Annotated in this window: 10 protein-coding genes; all 10 read right to left on the bottom strand. The window is 66.2% G+C overall.

Features of this window, described 5'->3' with window-relative positions:
* Positions 1–23: 23 nt before the first annotated feature.
* Positions 24–917 carry a ParB/RepB/Spo0J family partition protein gene (locus B3Z70_RS02880; RefSeq protein ID WP_292023876.1) on the bottom strand — a complete coding sequence of 298 codons (894 nt, stop codon included), beginning with the start codon at positions 915–917 and terminating at the stop codon, positions 24–26.
* Between the two features lie 26 nt (positions 918–943).
* The gene (locus tag B3Z70_RS02875; protein ID WP_292023878.1) at positions 944–1765 is read right to left on the bottom strand and encodes a ParA family protein; all 822 of its coding nucleotides are present in this window, start codon (positions 1763–1765) and stop codon (positions 944–946) included.
* Positions 1746–2378 carry a 16S rRNA (guanine(527)-N(7))-methyltransferase RsmG gene (gene rsmG / locus B3Z70_RS02870; RefSeq protein WP_292023880.1) on the bottom strand — a complete coding sequence of 211 codons (633 nt, stop codon included), beginning with the start codon at positions 2376–2378 and terminating at the stop codon, positions 1746–1748. Before rsmG ends, B3Z70_RS02875 begins: the two co-directional genes overlap by 20 nt.
* Entirely contained in the window at positions 2378–4258 is a 1881-nt protein-coding gene (gene mnmG, locus B3Z70_RS02865; protein ID WP_292044613.1) for a tRNA uridine-5-carboxymethylaminomethyl(34) synthesis enzyme MnmG, read from the bottom strand. The genes rsmG and mnmG overlap by 1 nt, the downstream gene beginning before the upstream one ends.
* A 92-nt stretch (positions 4259–4350) precedes the next feature.
* Positions 4351–5652: a tRNA uridine-5-carboxymethylaminomethyl(34) synthesis GTPase MnmE gene (gene mnmE / locus B3Z70_RS02860; RefSeq protein WP_292023884.1), complete on the bottom strand. Its 1302-nt coding sequence runs from the start codon at positions 5650–5652 to the stop codon at positions 4351–4353.
* Between the two features lie 73 nt (positions 5653–5725).
* On the bottom strand, positions 5726–5950 hold the full coding sequence (locus B3Z70_RS02855; protein WP_087121545.1) for a DUF6489 family protein: 225 nt from the start codon (positions 5948–5950) through the stop codon (positions 5726–5728).
* A 52-nt stretch (positions 5951–6002) separates the two neighbouring features.
* On the bottom strand, positions 6003–7436 hold the full coding sequence (gene rho / locus B3Z70_RS02850) for a transcription termination factor Rho (protein WP_292023886.1): 1434 nt from the start codon (positions 7434–7436) through the stop codon (positions 6003–6005).
* A gap of 206 nt (positions 7437–7642) precedes the next feature.
* Entirely contained in the window at positions 7643–8110 is a 468-nt protein-coding gene (locus tag B3Z70_RS02845; RefSeq protein WP_292023888.1) for a CopD family protein, read from the bottom strand.
* A complete protein-coding gene (hemH, locus tag B3Z70_RS02840; protein ID WP_292023890.1) occupies positions 8107–9183 on the bottom strand; it encodes a ferrochelatase in 1077 nt (358 codons plus the stop codon). Before hemH ends, B3Z70_RS02845 begins: the two co-directional genes overlap by 4 nt.
* Positions 9180–10238 carry a uroporphyrinogen decarboxylase gene (hemE, locus tag B3Z70_RS02835; protein WP_292023891.1) on the bottom strand — a complete coding sequence of 353 codons (1059 nt, stop codon included), beginning with the start codon at positions 10236–10238 and terminating at the stop codon, positions 9180–9182. The genes hemH and hemE overlap by 4 nt, the downstream gene beginning before the upstream one ends.
* Positions 10239–10352: the final 114 nt, after the last annotated feature.

Here is a 10352-nt window from a genome sequence, read left to right as displayed (position 1 = left end):
GCCCACCCTATCACATCCCAGCCTCAACCCCGCATCAGGCGACGACACAGATCGTCCAGCTGTTCCAGCGTGCCGTAGCGGATGGTCAGTTCGCCCTTGCCGTCGCGGTCGGTCAGCTGGACGTTCAGCCCCAGGGCGTCGGCCAGATCCTGCTGCAGGGCGACCACATCGGCCGATCCGCCGCCGCCGCCCGCCTTGGCGCCCCCGGACCGGGCCTTGGGCGGCTTCGGCCCCTCGACCGCCCGTCGCGCCAGCGCCTCGGTCTCACGCACGCTGAGGCCGTCGACGAAGGCTATATCGGCCAGCTGCCCGGGGTCGGGCGTATTGATCAGCGCCCGCGCGTGGCCCGCCGAAAGCTTGCCTTCGCGCACATAGAACAGCACCCGCTCCGGCAGCTGGAGCAGGCGCATGGTGTTGGCCACATGGCTGCGGCTCTTGCCGACAACGCCCGCCACCGCGTCCTGGGTGCGACCGAACCGCTCCATCAGCACCCGGTAGGCTTCGGCCTCTTCCAGCGGATTCAGATCGGCGCGCTGCACGTTCTCGACGATGGCGACCTCGAACACCTCCACGTCGTCCATCTCATGGACCACGATCGGCACCTCGGTCAGACGCGCGGCCTGCGAGGCGCGCCAGCGACGCTCGCCGGCGATGATCTGCCAGACGCCCTCCTCGCCCGGTTGGGTGCGCACCAGGATCGGCTGAAGCACGCCCTTGTCACGGATCGAGGCCGTCAGCTCCTCCAGGTCCTCCTGACGGAAGACCTTGCGCGGCTGATCTGGGTTTGGTTTCAGGCTTTCGATAGGTGCGCGTCGCACTCCGGCGGGCGTCGGCGCATCGGCAGCCACCGGCGCCTCCGCATTCTCGCCCATCAACGCCGACAGGCCGCGGCCCAGACCTCTTTGTCGTTCAGCCAAGATACTTGTTCCGTTTCTTCCAGGGTTCAGGCGGCCAGCTTCAGCCGTTGCCGCTCGCGCTTCACGACCTCGCGCGCCAGACGCAGATAGGCCTGGCTGCCGGCGCATTTCAGATCGTAGATCAGGGCCGGCTTACCGAAGGACGGCGCCTCGGCCACGCGAACATTGCGCGGTATGACGCTCTCATAGACCTTGTCGCCGAAATGGGCGCGGACATCGTTCGCCACCTGCCCCGACAAGGCGCTGCGGCGGTCGAACATCGTCAGGACAAGGCCCTGGATTTCTAGCGACGGGTTCAGGCTGTGCTTGACCATGTCGATGGTCCGCATCAGTTGGCTCAACCCTTCCAACGCGAAGAATTCGCACTGCAACGGCACCAGAACCGCGTCCGCCGCCGCCATGGCGTTCAACGTCAGAAGGTTCAGCGACGGGGGGCAGTCGATCAGCACATAGTCATACGCGGTAGGGCCGTCGTCGTGCGCCCTTAGGGCGTCGCGCAAGCGATAGGACCGACGATCCGCCTGGCTCAACTCGATTTCGACCCCCGACATATCGGCGTCCGCCGGCACGATCCAGAGGCCAGGCACCGTGGTTTGAACCGCGGCATCATCGATGGAACGTTGGTCCACGACCACGTCGTAAATGGTGACGCGCCGTGTTTCACGTGGAACACCCAGTCCTGTCGAAGCATTGCCCTGCGGGTCCATGTCCACGATCAGCACACGCTCGCCGATGGCCGCCAGGGCTGTGCCGAGATTGATCGCGGTCGTGGTCTTGCCCACACCGCCCTTCTGATTGGACACGGCAAGAACCCGTGCGGGCTGTTTCTTACGACCGACTGCGGGCACGTCGAACACTCCGAATTGTCACGATGCGGCCGCGTGGGTCGCTCTGCGACGGGGCCAGTTCCGCTTCGAAATGCCAGGATTTCCGTGCTTCGATCAACTCGGATTCGGCCTTCTCCCCCTTCAGGAACAGACCTTGTGCACCCCTTTCAAAGTAGGGCTGTGCATAACCCAGCAACTTGTCCATCGGCGCCACCGCCCGCGCGGTCACGATATCGCATCTGATCCGCTGCTCCTCGGCCCGGCCATTGATTACCGTGGCCGGCAGGTTCAGCGCATCGACCACCTCCTGAAGGAAGCGGCATCGCTTGCCCAACGAATCGACCAGCCAGACGTGAGCGTCGGCGCGGCCCTTGGCCAGGATCGCCAGGACGACGCCCGGGAACCCCGCCCCCGCCCCAATGTCCGCCCACGTCAACGCCTCGGGCGCCATCTGCATCAGTTGGGCGCTGTCCCAGGCATGACGGTTCCAGAAGTCCGGCAGGCTGTCCGGCCCGACGAGATTCATCACCGCATTGGCGTCTTCAAGCCGAATGCGAAAAGCCTCCAGATCCGAAAGCTGCGCTGGGGTGGCTTGAGCGCGGGTCTGAAACGCGGCTCTTTCGTCGTCCAGCATCAGGCGGCGACCGTCGTGCGGTGTCCGCGCTTCACATGGGCGAGCAGCGCCGTCAGCGCGCCGGGCGTCATACCCTCGATCCGTCCGGCCTGGCCCAAGGTCATCGGTTGCACCCGCGTCAGCTTCTCCCGCACTTCGTTGGAAAGCCCACCGATCGCTCCATAGTCGAGATCGAGCGGCAGGGTCAGCGCCTCCTCTGTTCTCAGAGCTTCGGCGTCGAGCGATTGACGGTCCAGATAGTTGGCGTAGCCGGCGTCGATGACGACCTGTTCGCGGACCTCGTCGGCCCAGGACGCGATCTGCGGCACGGCGGGCAGAAACTGGTCCAACGTCACATCCGGGAAGGCCAGCAGCTCGCGCATGGACCTGCGCCGGCCGTCGGCATTCACTGTGATCCCCAGCCCGCCCGCCTCGTTCGGCGTAAACAGTGTTTCACGTGAAACAGCGCCCGCTTCCAAAAGTGCGAGCGCCTTGGCTTCGAACCGCTGGCGGCGCGCCTCGCCGACAATGCCCAGGTCGATACCTAAGGGCGTCAGCCGCTGATCGGCGTTGTCCGCTCTGAGGGTCAGACGATACTCAGCGCGACTGGTGAACATCCGATACGGCTCCGTCACGCCGCGCGTGACCAAGTCGTCGATCATGACGCCGATATAGGCCTGGTCTCGTCCCAGGATGACAGGCGACTGCCCGCCCGAAGCCCGCGCCGCATTCACCCCCGCCATCAGACCCTGGGCCGCCGCCTCCTCGTAGCCGGTCGTGCCATTGATCTGACCGGCCAGATAAAGGCCGGGCCGCTTCTTCACCTCGAGAGAGGGCGTCAACTCACGCGGATCGACATAGTCGTATTCGATGGCGTAGCCGTAGCGAAACACCTCGACCGCCTCCAGGCCGGGAATGGTCCGCAAGAAGGCGAGTTGCGTCGTCTCCGAAACGGAGGTCGAGATGCCGTTCGGATAGACGGTCGGGTCGTCCAGGCCCTCCGGCTCCAGGAATATCTGGTGGCTGGTCTTGTCGGCGAAGCGCACCACCTTGTCCTCGATAGAGGGGCAGTAGCGAGGTCCCCTCCCCGACAACCGACCGCCATAGACGGCGCTCTCGCCCAGGTTCTCGGCGATGATGCGGTGCGTCTCTTCCGTCGTATGCGTCACGCCGCAGGCGATCTGCGGCACGGCGATGGCGTCGGTCATGAAGGAGAAGGCGGAGGGGGTCTCGTCCGCCTGCTGCATTTCCAGACGGTCCCAGGCGATGGTGCGGCCGTCCAGCCGCGCCGGCGTGCCCGTCTTCAATCGTCCCATGGTCAGGTCGGCGACGTGGAGGTCGGCCGCCAATCCCGTCGACGGATCTTCGCCGTGCCGCCCGGCTGGAATACGCGCGTCGCCGCGGTGGATGACGCCATTGAGGAAGGTGCCCGTGGTCAGGACTACGGCGCCGGCGCGGATCGTTTCCCCCGCACCCGTCATGACGCCGACCACCCGGTCGCCCTCCAGAAGCAACCGCTCAGCCGTTCCAGCCATCAGCGTCAGATTCGGCGTCGCGGCCATTTCGGCCTGCATGGCCTCGCGATAAAGGCGACGGTCGATCTGGCTGCGAGGCCCACGAACGGCGGCGCCCTTGGAACGGTTCAGCAGACGGAACTGGATGCCCGAGACGTCGGCCAGACGCCCCATGACCCCATCAAGGGCGTCGATCTCTCGCACCAGATGCCCCTTGCCCAGGCCGCCGATGGCCGGGTTGCAGGACATCTCGCCGATGGTCTCCAGCTTCTGCGTTAGCAGGACCGTGCGCGCGCCCGCCCGCGCGGATGCCGCAGCCGCTTCACAGCCGGCGTGACCGCCGCCGATGACGACGACGTCGAAGACGATTTCAGTAGGATCGCTCATCCGCGCCACATAGGCCAAGTCAGCGCATTTCGCCAGTGACAGGCGGGCACAGCGGATGCTGTTTCACGTGAAACAGCGGTATGGCTAAGGCGTCATTTGCCGATGCAGAAGGTGGAGAAGACCTGACCCAGTATGTCTTCCACACCAATAGCGCCTGTCACCCGCGCCAGGGCCTCGGCTGCGCGCCGCAAATCGTCCCCCGCCATTTCAGGGGCAATATCCAGCGCGACGCGACCCGTCTCGACGGCGGCGAGCGCCTCACTGAGACGAAGGCGGTGCCGTTCACGGGTGACGGCAGGGAAGTCGGAACCGGCAAGGTCACGCGCCAGCCTGCTGGCGATCCAGTCATGCAGAGCGGCAAGCCCCTGTCCGGTCGTCGTGCTGACACTCAACCCGTCATCGCCGAAATCGTGGTCGCCGAGATCGCTTTTGGTCGCGACGATTAGATCGCCGGGGCGGACGTAATCGGCGGCGGTCCCCGCTGGGTCGCCCGGCGCGCGCACCCAGAGACGAAGATCCGCCTGTTCCGCCCGCGCGCGGGCGCGACGGACACCTTCGGCCTCGACGGGATCGTCGCTCTCGCGCAGACCCGCCGTATCGGACAGGGTGACAGCATAGCCGCCGATCACCAGTTCGGCGTCCAGCACGTCGCGCGTCGTTCCCGCGATCGGGGTGACGATGGCGGCTTCGCGCGCGATCAGCGCGTTGAACAACGATGACTTGCCCGCGTTCGTTTCGCCGATCAGGACGATGCGATATCCGTCCCGCACCCGCTCACCGCGCCGGCCGGTGTCGATGGCGCGACGCAGATCTTCGATCAGACGGTCCAGCACCGGGCCGGCGGTGCGCGCCAGATTGTCCGGCACCTCTTCGTCCGGGAAGTCGATCTCGGCCTCGACGAGGGCCAGGGCGTGGAGGAGATCGCGGCGGAAGCCGGCGTAGGTTTCGCTCAACCGCCCGTCGAGCTGGCCCAGCGCCTGTTTCGCCTGGGCGGTCGTCTCGGCGTCGATCAGGTCGGCGACCGCCTCGGCCTGGGCCAGATCCATTCGTCCGTTCTGGAAGGCCCGGCGCGTGAACTCGCCCGGTTCAGCCGGCCGGACGCCCAGCGCGATCAGGGCGCGGCTGGCGGCCTCCACCACCGCCCGACCGCCATGTAGATGAAGCTCGGCCGAGTCTTCGCCGGTATAGGAATGCGGGGCCACGAACCGCAACACCAGCGCCTGGTCGATTGTGGCGCCCTGGTGGGTCAGGTTGCGGACCGAAGCCATGCGCGGCTTGAGCCGATGCCCCCCCAGCGAGGCAAGCGTCGCCTCGACGGCCGGCCCCGACAACCGAATTACGGCTATGGCTCCGCGACCGGGCGGGGTGGCGAGGGCGAAGATGGTGTCGGTCATCAGGTCTCCTCGCCATACCCCTGCGGACGTTGGCGCGGCGCGTCCTCCCCGTTCTACGGGCGGAGGTCACCGATCACTTAACCGCCGCTTCCATCAAGCGCCGGAACTGGTCCTGGGCCTGAAGGCCGAAGCTGGTCCAGGTCTTCATCAACTCCTCGGGCTGCATGGCGGCGACATTGTCCTGCATCCGCTTCTGCATCTCGGCGACCATGGCGTCGTTCAGCGGGGTGACGTCGGGCAGGCCGAGGAAGGCCCGCGCCTCGGCCGGGGTGCAATCGACTTCGACATTGATCTTCATCGGCCTCAGCTCCGTTTCACGTGAAACAGAACGCCCGACGGCGCACGCCGTCTCAGGTGTTCATCGACTGGAAGAAGTCGGAGTTGTTCTTCGACTGACGCAGTTTGTCGAGCAGGAACTCGATGGCGTCTTGCGGCCCCATCGGGTTCAGGATGCGGCGCAGGACATAGGTCTTGGCCAGCTGATCCTTCGGCGTGATCAGGTCTTCCTTGCGGGTGCCGGACTTCAGCACATCAATGGCGGGGAAGATGCGCTTGTCGGCGACCTTGCGGTCCAGCACGATTTCGGAGTTGCCGGTGCCCTTGAACTCTTCGAAGATCACCTCGTCCATGCGGCTGCCGGTGTCGATCAGAGCCGTGGCGATGATTGTCAGCGAACCGCCCTGCTCCACATTACGCGCGGCGCCGAAGAAGCGCTTGGGACGCTGCAGGGCGTTGGCGTCGACGCCGCCGGTCAGCACCTTGCCAGACGACGGGACGGTGGCGTTGTAGGCGCGGCCCAGACGGGTGATGGAGTCCAGCAGGATCACCACGTCCTTCTTGTGCTCGACCAGACGTTTGGCCTTTTCGATCACCATTTCGGCGACGGCGACGTGGCGGGTGGCGGGCTCGTCGAAGGTGGAGGCCACGACCTCCCCCTTCACGGTGCGCTGCATGTCGGTGACTTCTTCCGGGCGTTCGTCGATCAGCAGGACGATCAGGAAGACTTCCGGGTGATTGCGTTCGATCGACTTGGCGATGTTCTGCAACATCACCGTCTTGCCGACGCGCGGCGGCGCAACGATCAGGCAACGCTGGCCCTTGCCCAGAGGGGCGACGATGTCGATGACGCGGCCCGAACGGTCCTTCAGGGTCGGGTCCTGGATTTCCATATGCAGCCGCTCCTCGGGATAGAGGGGCGTCAGATTGTCGAACAGGACCTTGGTCTTGACCAGCTCCGGGTCTTCCAGATTGATCGTGTCGACCTTCAGCAGGGCGAAGTAACGCTCGCCCTCGCGCGGGCCGCGCACGGCGCCGTGGACCGTATCGCCCGAGCGCAGACCGAAACGGCGGATCTGCGAGGGCGACACATAGATATCGTCCGGACCCGGAAGATAGTTGGCGTCGGGGCTGCGCAGGAAGCCGAAACCGTCCGGCAGGATTTCCAGCACGCCGTCTGCGATGATCTCGACTTCTTCGTCGGCCAGGGCCTTCAGAATGGCGAACAGCAGGTCCTGTTTGCGCAGGTTGGAGGCGTTCTCGACTTCCAGCTGTTCGGCGAAGGCGACCAGGTCGGCCGGCGTCTTTTCGTTCAGTTCCGCCAGGGTGATGCGGCCGTTGGCGACGACAGGTTCGCCGTCGTCGTCCTCGTCGGCCGTGGTGTCCACGCCGGAATCGGCGCCCGCCGCCTCGCCGGCTTCATGCTGGGCGCCGTGATGGGTGGGGGCTTCGGCCTCCACGCCTTCGTTTTCGGGTGTGTCGGGATTGGTGTCGCGGACGTCGGTCATGATGCAGGCTCGCGGGCGCACGCAGACGATCGCTGCGGCGTCGGGTCTCTAAGGAATGTCTGGCCTTTCGGCCGGAGGAGGGCGCAACGGCGTCCCGCTGGTCGAACCGGCAGGCGTCGCGAAGAAGAGAGGGACCGCCGACGCCAGGGTCGAACGGTTCGCCGCCAGCGGAACCACAGCCGGCGGCCCAGGTCAAGCGGAGCCGCCTAGCCGAACCGCCATTCCGTCGTCACCGACAGCACCATGATGATGGCCAGCACGAATGGGATCTCGTTGGTCATACGCCAGAACTTGCCGGAATATTTCGACGTGCCGGCCGCGATCTTCTTTCGCTGCGCCGCCAGGAAGCCGTGCCAACCGCTGAGCAGAAAGACGCCGACCAGCTTGGTCACCATCCAGGGTTCGGCCAGAAACGCCGCGCCCCGCGCAGAGACGTCGATGTGGATCAGCCACAGGCCGAACCCCCAAGCCAGGATCATCGCCGGATTGACGATGATGCGCAGCAGCCGCGTCTGCCACAGGCGGAGCAGGCCCTGCATCTCGCTGCGCAACGGTTCGGGCTTGGCGTTCTGCTCGACGTCGTAGGCGTAGAGGCGGGGCAGGAACAGCATCCCGGCCATCCAGGCGATCACCGCCAGAATGTGCAGGCCGCGCGCCAGATCATACAGGTTCATGCCGCGTATCTCCCGTTACGATGCGGACAGGCCTTCCAGTCCGCCTTGCACCCGTGGCCGTGCGGCGCGACGCCGGTTCGGCCCAAGGCCCCCACGGCCGCCTCGGCCAGGGCGTCGATGAACAGCGGCTCGATCCCGACGGCGGGCGCGCGCAGATAGGGCTGGACGCCTTTGTCGTGGGCCAGTTCGGCGTATTCGATGTCCAGTTCGACCAGGGTCTCGATATGTTCGGAGACGAAGGCGATGGGGGTGACGACCACCCCGACCCCGTCGTCGGCCGCCGTCTGGATCGCCTCGGGCGTGGACGGCCCCAGCCATTTCATCGGTCCGACCCGGCTCTGATAGCAGAGGGCGTGGTCGATGGGGCCGCGCCGGGCCTCGATCTCTGCGACCACGGCGGCGACGGTCGTCTCGACCTGCTCCTGATAGGGATCGCCCTTGCCGCTGACCAATTTTTCGGGAATGCCGTGGGCGGAGAACAGCACCCGCACCGGGGCGTCGCCCGCCTCGTCCAGCTTCTGACCGATCGCCTGGGCCTGGGCGGCGATCCAGCCGGCGGCCTGGGGATAGCAGCAGACCGCCCGGCTGACGCCCGATCCGGCATAGGTCGCGGTCCACAGTTGCAGCGAGGATTGGGTCGTGGTCGTCGAATACTGCGGATAGAGCGGCAGCAGCACCACTTCGTCGGGGCCGAACACGGCCACGTCGGCGGCCGTCTCCTCGGTCAGCGGATTCCAGTAGCGCATGGCGATGAAGACCCTGACCTCGTCACCCTTCAGCCGTTCGGCCAGCGCGGTCTGCAGCGCCTCGGCCTGGGCTGTCGTCTCGGCCAGCAGCGGCGAGCCCCCGCCCATGAGGCGATAGTTGGCCTGGGCGGCGGCCTCGCGCCGGCTGGAGATCATCCGCGCCAGCGGCGTCCTCAACAGGCCGGGCAGGCCGATGATGGCCGGGTCGTTGAACAGGTTGAACAGGAAGGGTTTGACCGAGGCCTGATCGTCCGGCCCGCCCAGATTGAACAGGACCACGGCGATCCGCCGCCCCTTCAACCCCGCCCCATCCCGCGCATCGGTCATTGGGCGCCGATCCGTTTCAACACCTGTTCGACATGGTCGATGGGCACGTCCGGCAGGATGCCGTGGCCCAGGTTGAAGATCCACGGCCCCTGACCCCAGGCCTCCATCAGCTGATCGACGCGGCGGTCCAGCATGTCGCCGCCCGCACGGAGCAGAAGCGGGTCCAGGGCGCCCTGGATCGGCTTGATCCGCTGCACCCGTTTGCCGACCTCCATAGGACAGGCGGTGTCGAGCGCGACGGCGTCGACCTCGACCTGTTCGGCATACCGCTCTGCAAGCGCCGCAGAGCCCCGTGGGAAGCCGATCAGCGGCACGGTGACCCCCAGCTCCCGCGTGCGCCGGACAAGCGCCTGGTGGGGCTTCAGGACCAGGCGTTCGAACAGATCGTCGGGCAGGCCCTCGGCCCAGCTCTCGAAGATCTTCAGCACCTGGGCGCCGGCGTCGGCCTGCATCTTCAGATACCGGGCCGTGGCCTCGACCAGAACCTCCAGCGTCTCGTCCACGCGCTTGGGATCGGCGTAGGCGTAGGTGCGGGCCTGGGCGCGTTCGCCCTTGCCGATGGTCCGGTGTTCGCCGTCCAGCATATAGGTGGCCACCGTCCAGGGCGCGCCGGCGAACCCGATCAGGGCGCGCTCGGGCTCCAGCGCCGCGCGCACGATCGACAGAGTTTCCCCCACCGCCGACAGATGCTCGCCCGCCGACGGCGCCAGCTCGGCCATCCGACCGGGGATCGGCATTTCGCCAAGCCGGGGCCCCTCGCCCGTCTCGAACCAGACGTCCTGACCCAAGGCGCGCGGGATCAACAGAATGTCGGCGAAGACGATGGCCGCATCGAAGCCGAAACGCCGCATAGGCTGCAACGTCGCCTCGGCCGCCATCTCCGGGTTCAGACAGAAGGCGATGAAGTCCGGCGCCTCGGCTCTCAGCCGACGATACTCCGGCAAATACCGCCCGGCCTGGCGCATGAACCAGACGGGCGGACGATCCAGCGTCTCTCCTCGGAGAGCCCGTATCATCAAGGGCGTCTGATCGGCGTTCTGGGTCGGATCGGTCATGCCGGACGATTAAGGTCACAGCCCCCCGCTCTCAATCCCTAATCAAAATAAGAATTAAAAGATTCGAAGTGGCAGGTAGGGCGGTGGAATGACGGGGATGACTTCGGCCTTCGC

Source organism: Brevundimonas sp. UBA6550 (assembly GCF_002434505.1).
Classification (GTDB): Bacteria; Pseudomonadota; Alphaproteobacteria; order Caulobacterales; family Caulobacteraceae; genus Brevundimonas.
This window is presented reverse-complemented; position numbering and strand designations above follow the sequence as displayed.